Here is a 13,822-nt window from a genome sequence, read left to right as displayed (position 1 = left end):
AGCAAGCTCGACAGAGGACCCCAAGTGAACAAAACATGATCACGTTGGCAAAACGTACCCGGGCGGCCTCGAAGCCTGTCGTGACAGGCGAGAACCGCATCCCACAAGGGCTGCAGGGCACACAGACAGGCGCCTGCCAGCTTTCGGCGGAATGACTGCGGCCACCCGTTGCACGCCACCGAAACCTCTTGGCGCGGAGGCATGCGCCCCACACGGAAAAAGGGCGCCGTATCGCTACGGCGCCCTTGGCAGGCCGGCACGGGCCGGCCGATGCGTCACGTCCGATGGCTAGTTATCGGCTTCCACCCGCAACGACTTGAGGTGGATCGTGTCGCCCTTGGCCGGATGGGCACGGCCGTTCGCCCGCACGAAGGAGATGCTGAGCTTGTCCAGGTCCGCGGGCCAGATGCCGCGCAGCGCCTTGCTCAGCGGGAACACGAAGCGCACTTCCGGCTTGCCTGCCCCGTGCATGTCCTGCATGCCTTGCATTCCCTTGCCCTGCATGGCCGCCTGCATCTGCGCCACGCCGATCTCGAAGGAGCCCAGCATGCCGAGCAGATACTTGCGCTCGGGCTGGTTCACTCCCGCTTGTTCGGGCAGGTTGACGAACACACTGTAGAAATACCCGCCCTTGGCGCCCAGCCCGGTGAGCTGCACGCCATCGAGCACCAGGCGCAGCGGATCGGCCTTCGCCGTGGCCTGCGCACCGGTCGGGCGCAGCAGCAGCGAACGCACCTGGCTGGCGTCCTGGGTGGTGAGCGCAACGTCCACGGTGATCGAGTGTTCGTCCAGCACCAGCGGCTCCGATGCGCCCAGCGCGGTGGTCCGCACGCTCGCCGGCCGCAGCGGCGCCGTACGCGGAGCCGAGAACGACGACAGCGAGGTGGCGCGTACCGCCGACGTGGAGGTGGGCGGCGGCGGCTCGGTGGGCGGGAGCGCGGCGGGCATGGTCTGGTTTTCGTACTGGTAGAACATGTACCGGGAAGGGTTCCTGGCCCACACGCGCGGCACCTCGTCCACCGCATCGCCGTACTGGAAGGAGCCCTGCCAGTAGTTCTGGTAGGCCCGCGGCATCTGGCGCCCGTCGCCGGCCTCGAACCAGGCCAGCCACAACCGGTCGATGTTGGCGTGATGCACCCAGAACAGCGGATCCCGGGGTGAAATGATGATGTCGCCCATCGCCCCGCCGATGAGGTTGTGCACCGGGTTGTGCGGCGCGTTCTCGAGTTTCGTCTCGAACGCGTTGCCGCTGCCGCGCTGGAAATTGATCACGTCGTCGGCGAACGGATCGAGGCTCAGCGCCTCGGTGACATCGTCGCCCGTGCGCTCCTTGCGCCACAGCGGCGAGGTGGTGTCCAGGAACTCCGGCGGGACTTTCGGATGGGTGTAGTAGTCCCAGTACGGAAGCACCATGTCGGGGATGCCCGAAACAGTGCGCAGGTTTTCCTCGAAGCGATACAGCAATCCGCGGTGCCAGGCGAGGAAGTACGGGCTGCGGTGGGGACAGAAATTGACGTGGACATCCACCCAGTAACCCCAGTTCGCGGGCGTGGTGGTGCCTCGGTTGTTCCGCATGGCGCCGATCGCGGCGACGAAAGGCTCGTACAGGGGGCCGGTGCAGAACGTGTCCCAACTGGGCCGGGTGCGCACGATCGTATCGGCGGACCTGACCACGCCCGGCAGGAGCGGCAACAGGGCAAGGGAAGCGGACGACTGAAGAAAGCGCCTTCTTGAAATCATGGTTGGTCCTCCATGGGGCTAGCGGGTCTCGAGGGATCAACGCGCCCGGATTGCCCGGCACGGAAGTGGGGACGAGACCTCAAGCGGGATTGCAGACTTTCGGCGCGGCGGGGCTGTTCCGGCGGCCGCTTTTGAAGGTGCCGTCCTAGGCACCTATTCAGTGAATAGCGAGGCACGTCAACCGGAGGTATAGGAAGCGCCGCTTTCCTGCATACGCTCGCGCACAGGCACCCGCCTGCCTGCCATTGCCTCGACGCTGCCCCCTCGCGGGCCCGTCATCGCGGTCTTTTCCGATCCGATTGCACGGGCGCGCCAATCCGCTCGTATCGCCCGCCAAGCCGCGTGCGCCAACGATCCGGCGCGCACCGGTCCGCCCGATTTCCATGAACCGAACCCAATGGTCGAGCTTGTTAGTCCCGTGAAGGACTTGCATCTTCCGCGTCGCTTCCATGTGACGAGAGAGTCAACCTCCTGATGATGAATCAACACGACACCCAGTCCTCGGCCAAGCCGGGCACCACCAAGCGGAATTTCTCCATGAAAAAGCACTTGATGATCGCTATCGCTTCGCTGACGCTGTCTGCCGTGGCACTCCCCGCTGCCGCTTCCAACTGGTGGGACGCGACGCCGAACATTTCGATCGGCTCGGCGTCCGTCAACGTCAAGAACAAGGGCGCGCTGGGCAACGGTTCGCATGACGACACCGCTGCCATCCAGTCCGCCATCAACTCGCTTCCGAGCAGCGGCGGCACGGTCGTCGTCCCGGCCGGCCGCTACATGATCAACGCGCTCAAGCCGCTCACCCTGCATTCGCACACGCGCCTGCAGCTGGACCCGGACGCCGAGCTCAAAGTGATCCCCAACAGCGCCAGCCGCTACTGGGTGGTCAAGGCCTTCAAGGTCAACAACGTCGAGATCGTCGGCGGCAAGATGACCGGCGACCGTGCCAACCACAAGGGCAACACCGGCGAGTGGGGCTATGGCATCAACATCTCCGGCTCTTCCAACGTGCTCGTGCGCAACGTGGTGCTTTCGGAGTTCTGGGGCGACGGCATGTGGATCGGCGCCGTCAAGGCGAACGGCAACCTGACCCGCTCCAACTACGTGACGGTCAACAACGTCACCTCCTCGCACAATCGCCGCCAGGGCCTGTCGATCGGGCCGTCCCAGCACGTCTACATCGTCAACAGCACCTTCAAGAACACCCAGGGCACGCTGCCCGAGGCCGGCCTGGACATCGAGCCGCAGGACCAGGGCCCGGCTGACACCATCCGCCTGGAGAACAACACCTTCTCCGGCAACGCCGGCAACGGCATCGAGCTGCACTACAACGTCTCGAACGTGACCATCACCGGCAACACGCTCAGCGGCAACGACGGCTTCGGCTCGCTGGCCATCGGCCCGGGACAGCTGCACGTCAGCAACAACTACGCGACCCGCAACGGCCTGGCCGGCGTGGGCATGAGCGGCCAGACGCACAACTCGTCCGTGAGCAACAACAAGCTGCAGTACAACAGCACGCACTACATGTCGCCGAGCAGCTCCGGCGGCGCGGACAGCCGCGATATCCAGATCGGCAAGAAGACGTCCTCGATCTCGGTTTCCGGCAACCAGCTCACGCCCAACGGTTAAGGGCTGGCCAGGCCAGGAGGGCCTTTGCACAAAACAGCGCCGGGCAGCGATGCCCGGCGTTTTTTTGTTCGAGGGGGCGTTGTTCGAACCGCGTGCGCCGCGGCTCTCGCTGTGCTTCTTGCAAAGCGTGAAGGCGCGGACGCGCGAGGGACCGGAACAGCGTCAAGAACGCGTGCATAACCCCTCGACAAGCGCTCGTTTCCGACTCCCGTGGGCATGTCCGTGCCGTCTGTCGGTGGCGCCTGGACGATCGGGACCCGGGCGTCTTTCCACCCGCTTCTTAACGCCTTGATCGCGAACGTAAAACGAAACGGTTACGAGCGTGTCACGGAACTGCCCCGAGCCCGTCGGAGGCCCGTGCAATTTTCATGAACGGCACCCAATGGTCGAGCTTGTTAGGGTCCGTGAAGGTCATGCATGGTTCGCGTCACTTTCACGTGACGAGAGGGTCAACTCCTGATGATGAATTTGCACGACACCCAGTCCTCCGCGAAGAAGACCGCCAAGCGCTCGCTGTTTGCCAAGCCCCTGGTGATCGCCGCTTCGCTGGCACTGTCTGCCGTGGCACTTCCTGCTGCTGCTGCTTCCTGGTGGGACGCCACCCCCAATATCTCGATCGGTTCGCGCACCGTCAACGTCAAGAACTTCGGCGCCCGCGGCAACGGTACGCACAACGACACGGCCGCCATCCAGAAGGCGATCGATTCGCTGCCCAGCAGCGGCGGCACCGTCTTCGTTCCGGCCGGCCGCTACATGATCGACGCCACCAAGGCGCTCAAGCTGCATTCGCATACGCGGCTGAAGCTCGACCCGAGCGCAGAACTTCGCGTGATCCCCAACGGCGCCAGCCGCTACTGGGTGGTCAAGGTGCACAACGCCAACAACGTCGAGATCGTCGGCGGCAAGATGACCGGCGACCGCGCCCGCCACAAGGGCACGCGCGGCGAGTGGGGCTACGGCATCAACATCTCCGGCTCCGATCATGTGCTGGTGCGCAACGTGCACCTGTCCGAGTTCTGGGGCGACGGCATGTGGATCGGTGCCCTGGGTCGCAACGGCAGCCTGGACCGCTCCAACTACGTGACGCTCAACAACGTGACGTCCTCGCACAACCGCCGCCAGGGCCTGTCGATCGGTCCGGCGCAGCACGTCTACATCGTCAACAGCACCTTCAAGGACACCAAGGGCACGCTGCCGGAGGCCGGCATCGACTTCGAGCCGCAGGAACAAGGCCCGGCCGACACCATCCGCCTCGAGAACAACCTGATCTCGGGCAACAACGGCAACGGCATCGAGATGCATGCCCACGTTTCCCAGGTGACGTTCGCAGGCAACACGTTCAGCGGCAACCGCGGCTTCGGCCTGATGTCGATCAACGCGCACCACATGCAGCTCAATGGCAACCACGCCACGAAGAACGGCCTGGCGGGCCTGCGCATGAGCGCCAAGACCCACAACGTGACGATCAGCAACAACAAGCTCCAGTACAACAGCACCCGCTACATGTCGGCGACGAGCGCCGGCGGCGGCACCAGCCGCGACATCCAGATCGGCAAGAAGACCTATTCGATCAGCCAGTCCAACAACACCCTTTCGCCCAAGCGGAAGTAAACCGCGCCGCGGGCAGCCGCCAGGCTGTCGCGCAAGCGCACGACCTCGCGCCGGGGCAGCCACGCTGCCCCGGCGTTTTCTTTTTTTGCTGTTCGCAGGGGGCGAAGCTGCGCGCGGATGCCCGATTTCTTTTGCGTGGCGCGCTACGAGGCCGAGCCGGCCAGCGAACCGCCGGGCATGTCCGTGCCCAGCAGGCGCTCGTAGACGTCCAGCGTGCGCTGGATCACCGCGCGCTCGTCGAACTCGCCGATCGCCTTCTCGCGCGCCTTCGCGCCCAGGCGCGCCAGCAATTCGCGGTCGTCGTCCAGCCGCGCGACGAGCGCGGCCAGCGCCGCGGCGTTGCGCGGCGGCACCACCAGACCGTCCATGCCGTGCCGCGTGACCACCTCGCGGCAACCGGGCTGGTCGGTGGTGATCAGCGCCAGTCCCGCCGCGGCGCCTTCGATCAGGCTCTTGGGCACGCCTTCGCGGTAATAGCTGGGCAGCGCCATCACGTCGATGGTGGAAAGCAGCGCGGGCATGTCCTCGACGTGGCCAAGCCACGTGATCACGCCTTCCGCGGCCCAGCGTCCCACCTGCTCGTCGCTCACCGAGCGCGGGTTGCCCGGGTCGGGCGCGCCGGCCAGCACGAACTCGATGTCGCGGCCCTGCGCCTTGAGCTGACGGGCGGCCTCGACGTACTCGCCGATGCCCTTCTCCCACAGCAGGCGCGCGGCCAGCAGCACGCGCAGGCGTCCATCGCGGCCGGACATCGAACTGGGACGGAAGCGCGAGGTGTCCACGCCGGAACTGCGGATCACGTGGATGCGATCGCGCGCCACCAGCCGCGAGCGGCGGAAGATCTCCGCGTCGTCCGGGTTCTGCAGGATCAGCAGCGAGCGGCGATGGTCGAGCGTACCGCGCATCAAGGCCTGCACCATCGGCCGCAGGCAGCGTGCCTTCAGATCGTTGCTGGTGAACACGTAGCCCATGCCGGCTACCGCGTTGACGGTGGCCGGCACGCCGGCCATGCGCGCCGCGGCGCCGCCATAGACGGCGCACTTGACCGTGAAGTTGTGCAGGAGGTCCGGCTTCTCGCGGCGCAGGATGCGCACCAGGTGGCGCAGCGTCACTGCCTCGCGAAGCGGGTTGAGGCTCGCGCGGTCCATCGGCAGCGTGATCCAGCGGAAGCCGCGCGCGGCAAAGCGCCCGCCGAACGGGCCGGGCGGGGAGAGCATCACCACGTCGTGGCCATCGGCCTGCAACCGTTGCGCGGTCGACAGGCGGAAGTTGTACAGATACCAGTCGGTGTTGGCGTAGAAGACGAATTTCATCGCTCGGATCCTTTGCTGTTGCGCTCCTGGGCGCGTGCCGCGCTAGAACTTGTTGCCCGACACTTGCACGTTGGAAGTCTTGTCGCCGATGTGCAGCTGCGCGGGGTGGTCGCCACCGCCACCGGAGGTCATCGCCTTGAGCGCGCGGCGCATCGAATGCGCGCTGTTGTCCGACAGCGTGTTGTCGGTGACCTTCACGTCGCTGGTGTGGCCGGCGAGCTTGACCCCGCTCATGCCGTTGGCGGTGATGACGTTGTCGTCCACCCACAGGTCGTTCATCTGCGCGGCCAGCACGCCGAAGCCGCCGTTGTCGCGGATCGTGCAGCGGCGGATCACCACGCCGGACACGCTGTGATGGATCTCGACGCCACAGCCCTTGTTGCCGGTCAGCGTGCAACCCTGGATCAGCACGTCCTTCACCTCGCCCTGCCCCATCGGCTCCAGGTCGATGCCGGACTGCGGCTTGGTGCCGTTGGTGTCGCTGAAGGTGCTGTCCAGGATGCGCACGCGCTGGCACGGACCCAGCGACAGTCCCTGGCGGCGGTTGTTGGTGCACACCACGTTCTGCACGGTGATGTCGGTGGAGATGTCGGCCTTGGCGCCGCGGCCGAACGCGCCGATCCACATGCCGTCGCCCCAGCAATCGGAAATGCGGGTGCCCTGGACCAGCACGTTGTGCGAGGCCTGGATGTTGATGCCGTAGCCCCACTCGCCCTTGTCGCCACGGTGCTGGTCGCGCTCGCCGACCACGCGGCCGCCCACGATCTGCACGTTGTCCACCCGCCAGACGCGGATGACGTGGTAGCGCTTGAGCGTGTTGGGCAGCGCGGTGAACTGCGCGTCCGGCGCCATTTCCAGGCGGATGTTCGAGCGCAGGCTGATCGCGCGCGCGGCGTCGATCATGTAGTTGCCCGCCGGCACGTGCACCGTGCCGCCGGTGGCGGCGATGGCGTCGATGGCGGCCTGGATCGCGGTGGTGTCGTCGGTCTTGCCGTCGCCGCGCGCGCCCTTGGCGCGCACGTCGATCTGGTTGGCGGCCGCCGTGGCGATACGCGGCAACGCCGGCAACAGCGCGGCCCCCGCCAGCGCTAGGGCGCGTTGCAGGAACAGGCGGCGCGCGTTGGCGTCGGGCCCGTTCATGCGTCGGGCCTCTGCGCCGGCGCGTCGGCGCGGCTGAGCAGCCACGGCAGCACCACGGCCAGCAGGTAGAACTTGGAGGCGAAGAACTTGTTGCCCATGCGTCCGCGGTAATCCTCCAGCCAGCGCGCGGCGCCGGGCACCAGGTCGCGCGCTTCCACGGCGAAGGCGTGCACCTGCTCGAAGCGTTCCGCGGCCAGCCCGCACAGGTCGAAGCGGAAGCAGCCCTTGGCACGCACGTACGGCAGCTCGCCGAAGCGACGCGCGATGTGCTTGCGCACCAGCGGCTTGTTGTGGCCGTCGCGGTCGATCAGCTGCGCGTCGGGCACCTCGCGATAGACCCATTCGGCCAGCTGCGGGTCGCAGAACGGATAGGCCTGGCGCAGGCCGAGCGCGCTGGTGGTGTACTGCCCCTTGGGAAAGCCCGCGCCGGCCTCGACGATCGCCAGCGTGACGCGCTTGCGCGCCTCGATGGTGCGGGCGTTGGCAAGTTCCTCCTGGAACACGCGCAGGCGTTGGCGCGACTGCGACGCCACCGGGCGGCCCAGCAGGCGGTCGACTTCCGCGTCGCTGAAGCGCGAGCCGGGGAAGTAGCGCTCGAACGGGTCCATGCCCAGCGTCGCCAGCACGAAGCAGGCGACGAAGCTGCGGCTGACCGGGCCGGCCTCGAACAGCTTTGCCGGCACCGGAAGATCCCTGGCCATGCGGAACAGCGCGCTCTTGCGCGCATCCACCGGCGTGCCGAAATAGATGTCCGAACCCAGCCCGTCGATGACGCCATCACCGCCGGCGCCGGCGATCTCGGTGGTGAGATCGGCGTAGGACAGCATGGCGAAGTCGGCCGACAGCAACGGCAGGCGCGGCACCATCGCCAGGTAACGGTCGTAGGCGCGCGCCGGCTGGCACACCAGCGCTTCGTGGCGCAGGCCGAGCTGCCGCGCGACCGCGCGGGCGGACTCGACCTCGTCCTCCTCGCGCCCGCCCAGATAGGTCAGGCACGTGGTGTCCGGCCGGGCCTCGGCGACCGCGATCGCCAGCGAGCTGGAATCCTTGCCGCCGCTCTGCAGCATCCAGGGCGTATGCATGCCAGCGGTCGAGCGCGTGACCGCCTCGCACAGCAGCCGGTGGTAGGTTTCGAGCAGCGAGTCCTCGTCCGCGACCTGTTCGGTCGGCCGCTTCGGCGCGGGCGAAGAGCGGAACGGAAAGCGGTATTCGGGCGCCGCATGCAGGTCGAGTTCCGGGTCGAAGCCGATCACCGCCACCCGGACATCCCGATAGATCGTATGCGGCGGATACACGAACGCATTGCGCAGCACGTCGGCGACGGAAACCGGATCGATCGGCCTGCCGCCAGCCTGCCCCGACAACGGCGCGAAATCCGCGTCGTAACGGTACGGCGAAGCCTGGAGCTTGATGCGGGGATCGGCATCCTGCACGGCGGTGGCGGTGGACATGGTGTCTTCCTTTGCAGACGCCCTGGGCTGGCGTGGAATGACTGGCGCGGACATCGGGACGCGCCTTATGGCCGCGGGCCGCAATGCGCGCGCGCGTTTACAGATAGCAATCGCGATGCAGGCGACGGGTGAAGCGTCGCGGTCGCGGCCGCCCGAGGGACGGCACACGCGCGCTTCGGGAGCGGCGGCAGGCGGTTCACAGCACCACGCCGTGGGTGACGTAGTAGCAGAACACGCCGCCCGCACCGACCAGCCCCATCCGCAGCACGACCGGATTGCGCAGGGGCGAGAGCCGGCTGTCGCAACAGATCGCGGCCAGGATCAGCGATACCGACAACCAAGCCGGCAACAGGTAGCGGTTGGAGAAGTTGCCCCAGCCCACCGCGAAGAACGGCAGCATCAGTACCAGGTAGATCGCGGTGCTCTGGTTGATGCGCTCGCGCACCGGCTCGCGCACGAACGGCGCGACCACCCACGGCAACACGTACCAGAACAGCGAGAACACCGCGAAATCCAGGCGCACACCGGCCTTGTAGGAGGAACCGGCGTCGTAGGCCATCACCATGGTGTAGACGGCTGGCACCAGCGCCCGCACCAGCACCATGGTCACGCCGCTGCAGTAGGCCAGGAACGCCAGGATGCCAGCCACGCGCAGCAGCTTGGTATTGAGCAGCAGTACCGGCGCGAAGAACAGGTACAGCAGCGCCGAGTAGTGGAACCCGGTGGCCAGCAGGCCCCACAGGATGAACGCGCGCCACTGGCGCTGGTAGAACGCCAGCAGCGCGGTGAACACCAGTAGCGAGGAGAGGCCCTGGCGCATCACGTTGATCGTCGCGTTGGACATCACCGGCGAGATGAACAGGAACAGCAGCGAGGCGGCCAGGAAGGTCGTGTAGCCGGTCTCGCTCTCCAGGAACGTGTGGTAGCGGCGGGTGGCCACCAGCGCGGTGCCCATCATCACCAGGAACATCACGCCCTCGTAGCCCGTGAAGCTCATGCCGGTGGCGGCCAGGATCACGCTCAGGTAGTAGAAGACCGGTTCGAAGCGGCTGTCCGTTTCGCCATGGTGCTGGAGGCTTTCGAAGAAGCTGGCGTAGACCGAGGTGTCGGTGCCGATGTTGCCGCGGGTAGCCACGGCAAAGGTGACCACGACGATCACCGCCGCCACCAGCATCAGCCCGAGCAGCACGCGGGCATTGGTGTTGGTCGGACTGTCGGAGTACGCGAGGGGCTGGTCCATGGTGCTGGTGGTGTTCATCGTCAGCTCGTCTGGTCGGCATGGGTGGCACGCGTGCCGGTGGAGCGCGTGCCCGCGGAGAACCGGCGCGCGTAGGTGATGGCGCGCCGGCGCGCGTAGCGGGCCACGCCCAGCACGGCGGCCACGCGCATGCGCGCGCCGCCGATCAGGCCTTGTTCGTGGAGCGTGCGGCGCACGTCGATCGCCGCGGCGTACATCGCTTCCATGTCGCCGCTCAGGCCGCCGGCGCCGAACGGCGGCTTGTGCCAGGACGCCAGCACGGGTTCGATCCGCGCGCAGCGGTAGCCGGAGAGCAGGATCTGCGCCCAGAGCATGAAGTCCTCCGCGCGTCGGCGGCGTTCGTCGAAGCGGAACGGCAGGTCGCGCCGAAGCAGCATCGAGGCGGTGGGAAACGGGCTGCCCATCAGCGGCAAGCGGTTGGGCAGGACGCGTACCGCGATCGGACGGCGCACCTGCGGCGGCGGGTCGGTGCGTGCCTGTACGTTCATGGCGTGTGCCAGCAGGGCAATGCCCGGATCGCCCGCAAGCACGTGCATCTGGATCGCGAGCTTTTCCGGATGCCAGGTGTCGTCGGCGTCGAGGAAAGCGATGTACGGCTGGCGTGCGTGCTCCCAGCCGTGGTTTCGCGCCGCGCTGGGCCCGCCGTTGCGCGCCAGCGTGAAGACACGCACCCAGCCATCCGGGTATTCGGCGGCCACCTGGTAGAGGCGCTCGAGCGTGCCGTCGCCGCTGCAGTCGTCGACCAACAGCACTTCGGCCGGCGGCAGTTGCTGCGCGGCGACCGATGCCACCGCCGGACCGATGGTGTCGACGCAGCGGTAGCAAGGCACCACCACGCTCACCGGCGCCACCTTGTCGTCGAGGGCGAGGGTCGGGCGCATCGTGTTTCCTGCGATCAGCGTTTCCATGGAGGCTCCCGGGGTCAGCACAGGCAGTCGTTGATGCGTGCGGCGGCCGCCCGCGCGGCGAGCTGCCACTCGGTGGTGCGCTGTTCGAGCAGGCTGCGCAGCGTGTCCTCCCGCTGCACCAGGTGATCGAGCGCCTCGCGCAGGGAGGTCGAGGAAAGGTTGCGTGCCTGCAGCACCATTTCCTGGTTGCCGAACATGTCGCGGTTGATCCCGCAGGCCTTGACGCTGTACGCGATCGACACCGTGGGCACGCCGCTGGAGAGCGCGGCGATCACCGGATGCGCGCGCGCGCCGATGAAGAAGCGCAGGTAGCTGATGACGTACTTGGTCTGCACCGCGTTGAAGTCGTTGGGCATCATCTTGACCGAGTCGCCCAGGTCGGCCAGCCGCGCCAGCAACGGTTCCATGTACGCCGCGTCGCCGCCGCGCGTGTCTTCGCGCAGCGGGTCGGCGTGCGGGATCAGCAGCACGCCAAGCTGGTGTTCCTTCACCGCGTGGCGGATGAATGCCGCCAGTTCCGCGTGCAGGTCCTTGTCCTGGCGCTTGTGCCGTTCGATCAGCCGGCTCACGTTGAGGCCCAGCACGTGGCCCTCGCCGCGCGGCCAGAACGGCGCCAGGTCGACCGGCTCCTTGCCGAGCATGAACGAGGGCTCGGCCATGCGGATCACGTTGCGCAGGCCCAGCTTGTGGACCAGGTAGTCGTGGCTCATCGACTCGCCGGCCGCCACGAAATGCATGCGCGCCAGGTGGCGCGTGACCGGCTCGACGAACTCGGGCTCGCGCTCGAACGGACCGACCGAGGCGCCCCACAGCATTACCGGCTTGCCCATGTCCATGGCCCAGCCGTCCACGCTCATGATCGGCGAGGGGATGCGGTAGTCGAGCGAATAGTTGTCGCCACCCACGGCCAGCACGGCGTCGACCGATTCGAGCTGGCGACGCAACCAGCGCGGCATGGGGAAGGGCCAGCCGGCGCGCTTGATCAGCGGCAGCGGCAGGCTCTGCAGTTGCACCCAGTAGCGCGACGGCGGCGGCAGGTAGGCGCGCACGAGGCGGACGCCGTCATCGGCGGCATTCGGCCACTGCTCGCTGTCGCGCGCGATGTTGACCGAGGGCACGAGCACCTCGACGTCGCCGAATTGTTCCTTCAGCAGGGCGACCGTACTGCGCACGATGGCCTCGCAACCTCGGTTGCGAAACGTGCGCTGTCCGGAGAGGTAGAAGCGTTTCACGTGAGCGTCCTGGCGTGGATACGAGGAATGACCGGGTTGGCGGACTGCGTCCGATCCGGCGGCGGTGGGAGGCGGCATCGTCCAGACACCGTTTCGGGCGGCGGCAACCGCCCGTCGGCCGCGGCTGGCGCGGCCGGCGGGCGATGCTTGCTCAGGCCGTGGCCGCCGGCCGCAGCACGGCCGCCGAGGGCACCGGCACCGATGCGAGCGAACGCCCGCGCCCGATGCCGTAATAGGCCAGCCCTGCCTCCTCCACTTGCGCCGGGTCGTACAGGTTGCGTCCGTCGAAGATCGCCGGGTCCTTCAATGCGCCGCGGATGCGCGCGAAGTCCGGCGCGCGGAACGCCTTCCACTCGGTCACGATCGCCAGCACGTCGGCACCGTCCAGCGCCTCGTACGCGTCCTCGCACAGCGTGAGGTCCGGCCGCTCGCCGTAGATGCGCGTGGTCTCCGCGCGCGCCTCCGGGTCGAACGCCCGCACCCTGGCGCCGGCCGCCCACAGCTGTTCCATCAGCCGCCGGCTGGACGCCTCGCGCATGTCGTCCGTGTTGGGCTTGAACGCCAGGCCCCACAACGCCACGGTCCGGCCCTTCAGCTGGCCGCCGCAGTGGCGCTCGATCAGCTCGAACAGCTTGCCCTTCTGCGCGTGGTTGACCGCCTCCACCGCACCCAGCAGCTTCGCCTCGTAGTCCACCGTGCGCGCGATGCGCTCCAGCGCCTGCACGTCCTTGGGAAAGCACGAGCCTCCGTAGCCGGCGCCGGGGTAGATGAAGTGGTAGCCGATGCGCGGGTCCGAACCGATGCCGCGGCGCACCTGTTCGATGTCCGCGCCGACGCGCTCGGCGATGTTGGCGATCTCGTTCATGAAGCTGATCTTGGTCGCCAGCATCGCGTTGGCCGCGTACTTGGTCAGCTCGGCCGAGCGCTCGTCCATCACCACCGTGCGGTCATGGTTGCGGTTGAACGGCGCGTACAGCTTGCGCAGCACGCCGACGGCGCGCTCGCTGGAGCTGCCGATCACGATGCGGTCCGGCCGCAGGCAGTCCTCCACCGCATCGCCTTCCTTGAGGAACTCGGGGTTGGAGACCACGTCGAACGGAATCACCGCGCCGCGCTCGGCCAGCGCCTGGGCGATGGTCGCGCGCACCTTGTCGGCGGTGCCCACCGGCACGGTCGACTTGTTGACCACCACCGCGTAGCGGTTCAGGTGCTTGCCGATGCTGCGCGCCACTTCGAGCACGTAGCGCAGGTCCGCGCTGCCGTCCTCGTCCGGCGGCGTCCCCACGGCGATGAAGATCACGTCGGCGTGGTGCACCGCCGGCTCCGCCTCGGTGGTGAAGTCCAGCCGACCACCCTCGTGGTTGCGCTTGACCAACGGCGCGAGGCCTGGCTCGTAGATCGGCACCTCGCCATGCTTCAAACGCGCGACCTTGGCCGCGTCCACGTCCACGCACAGGACGTGGTTGCCCATTTCCGCCAGGCAGGTCCCGGTGACCAGGCCGACGTAGCCGGTACCGAACAGGGTGACTTTCAGTGT

General features: G+C 67.5%; 10 protein-coding genes. 2 read left to right on the top strand and 8 right to left on the bottom strand.

Features of this window, described 5'->3' with window-relative positions:
- Positions 1-288: 288 nt before the first annotated feature.
- Positions 289-1,575 (bottom strand): tyrosinase family protein, encoded by a 1,287-nt coding sequence (locus LQ772_RS01765; RefSeq protein ID WP_231323436.1) that lies wholly within the window; start codon positions 1,573-1,575, stop codon positions 289-291.
- Between the two features lie 702 nt (positions 1,576-2,277).
- On the opposite strand from LQ772_RS01765, the gene LQ772_RS01760 reads away from it, so the two are divergent.
- Both LQ772_RS01760 and LQ772_RS01755 read left to right on the top strand, forming a co-directional pair.
- Positions 2,278-3,372: a right-handed parallel beta-helix repeat-containing protein gene (locus tag LQ772_RS01760; protein WP_231323435.1), complete on the top strand. Its 1,095-nt coding sequence runs from the start codon at positions 2,278-2,280 to the stop codon at positions 3,370-3,372.
- Between the two features lie 459 nt (positions 3,373-3,831).
- Complete coding sequence (locus LQ772_RS01755) at positions 3,832-4,983, top strand: right-handed parallel beta-helix repeat-containing protein (RefSeq protein WP_231323433.1); 1,152 nt, start codon at positions 3,832-3,834, stop codon at positions 4,981-4,983.
- A 143-nt stretch (positions 4,984-5,126) separates the two neighbouring features.
- On the opposite strand, the gene LQ772_RS01750 is transcribed toward LQ772_RS01755, so the two are convergent.
- From LQ772_RS01750 to LQ772_RS01720, 7 genes are all read right to left on the bottom strand, one after another.
- Positions 5,127-6,296, bottom strand: coding sequence for a glycosyltransferase family 4 protein (locus tag LQ772_RS01750; RefSeq protein ID WP_231323431.1), 1,170 nt, complete (start codon positions 6,294-6,296; stop codon positions 5,127-5,129).
- Positions 6,297-6,338: 42 nt separating this feature from the next.
- Positions 6,339-7,436, bottom strand: coding sequence for a right-handed parallel beta-helix repeat-containing protein (locus tag LQ772_RS01745; RefSeq protein ID WP_231323429.1), 1,098 nt, complete (start codon positions 7,434-7,436; stop codon positions 6,339-6,341).
- Complete coding sequence (locus LQ772_RS01740; RefSeq protein ID WP_231323428.1) at positions 7,433-8,887, bottom strand: asparagine synthase-related protein; 1,455 nt, start codon at positions 8,885-8,887, stop codon at positions 7,433-7,435. The genes LQ772_RS01745 and LQ772_RS01740 overlap by 4 nt, the downstream gene beginning before the upstream one ends.
- A 196-nt stretch (positions 8,888-9,083) precedes the next feature.
- Positions 9,084-10,145 (bottom strand): EpsG family protein, encoded by a 1,062-nt coding sequence (locus LQ772_RS01735; protein WP_231323426.1) that lies wholly within the window; start codon positions 10,143-10,145, stop codon positions 9,084-9,086.
- Between the two features lie 2 nt (positions 10,146-10,147).
- A complete protein-coding gene (locus LQ772_RS01730; protein ID WP_231323424.1) occupies positions 10,148-11,053 on the bottom strand; it encodes a glycosyltransferase family 2 protein in 906 nt (301 codons plus the stop codon).
- Positions 11,054-11,067: 14 nt separating this feature from the next.
- Positions 11,068-12,285 (bottom strand): polysaccharide pyruvyl transferase family protein, encoded by a 1,218-nt coding sequence (locus LQ772_RS01725; protein ID WP_231323423.1) that lies wholly within the window; start codon positions 12,283-12,285, stop codon positions 11,068-11,070.
- 151 nt (positions 12,286-12,436) lie between these two features.
- Positions 12,437-13,819 carry a UDP-glucose dehydrogenase family protein gene (locus LQ772_RS01720; protein ID WP_231325838.1) on the bottom strand — a complete coding sequence of 461 codons (1,383 nt, stop codon included), beginning with the start codon at positions 13,817-13,819 and terminating at the stop codon, positions 12,437-12,439.
- Positions 13,820-13,822 lie beyond the last annotated feature (3 nt).

Source organism: Frateuria edaphi (assembly GCF_021117405.1).
GTDB classification, from domain to species: domain Bacteria; phylum Pseudomonadota; class Gammaproteobacteria; order Xanthomonadales; family Rhodanobacteraceae; genus Frateuria_A; species Frateuria_A edaphi.
Note: the sequence above shows the minus strand (reverse complement) of the source record. Positions and strands in the feature narration are given on the sequence as shown.

Coding starts and splice junctions, on each gene's coding strand:
- LQ772_RS01765 (WP_231323436.1), bottom strand. CDS start 1,575: ATGCGGAACAACCGAGGCACCACCACGCCCGCGAACTGGGGTTACTGG.
- LQ772_RS01760 (WP_231323435.1), top strand. CDS start 2,278: ATGAAAAAGCACTTGATGATCGCTATCGCTTCGCTGACGCTGTCTGCC.
- LQ772_RS01755 (WP_231323433.1), top strand. CDS start 3,832: ATGATGAATTTGCACGACACCCAGTCCTCCGCGAAGAAGACCGCCAAG.
- LQ772_RS01750 (WP_231323431.1), bottom strand. CDS start 6,296: ATGAAATTCGTCTTCTACGCCAACACCGACTGGTATCTGTACAACTTC.
- LQ772_RS01745 (WP_231323429.1), bottom strand. CDS start 7,436: ATGAACGGGCCCGACGCCAACGCGCGCCGCCTGTTCCTGCAACGCGCC.
- LQ772_RS01740 (WP_231323428.1), bottom strand. CDS start 8,887: ATGTCCACCGCCACCGCCGTGCAGGATGCCGATCCCCGCATCAAGCTC.
- LQ772_RS01735 (WP_231323426.1), bottom strand. CDS start 10,145: ATGAACACCACCAGCACCATGGACCAGCCCCTCGCGTACTCCGACAGT.
- LQ772_RS01730 (WP_231323424.1), bottom strand. CDS start 11,053: ATGGAAACGCTGATCGCAGGAAACACGATGCGCCCGACCCTCGCCCTC.